The organism is Shewanella sp. S1-49-MNA-CIBAN-0167 (assembly GCF_040310145.1).
In the GTDB taxonomy this organism is placed as follows: domain Bacteria; phylum Pseudomonadota; class Gammaproteobacteria; order Enterobacterales; family Shewanellaceae; genus Shewanella; species Shewanella psychromarinicola.
In genome coordinates, this window is sequence record NZ_JBEOPO010000416.1 from 1 (window position 1) to 248 (window position 248).

The 248-nt window shown below is 43.5% G+C and carries 1 pseudogene; it reads right to left on the reverse strand.

Annotation, left to right across the window (positions count from 1 at the left end):
- A pseudogene (locus AAEZ00_RS21865) lies at window positions 1-248 on the reverse strand (ABC transporter); the annotation flags it as partial.

A 248-nucleotide genomic window follows, 5' to 3' on the forward strand; every position in this document is an offset into this window, starting at 1 on the left:
CTGTAAGCCACTCGTCCATTGTTTAACTGAAAAACCGGGTTAGCAAATAATGGCTTGTGTCTGTGACGACGAATAAGCGCTAACATATCATCGCTTTGTTGACCCGCTTGCGCCGTTAACTGGGCAATAACAGGATGGTTATCCCACTGTGATTTGGTCATCATAGTGTCTAATTTACCATGACTAAACATAGCAACATGTTCAATCCAATCTGGCATATCTTCTTCACGCGACACCACGACCAGTAT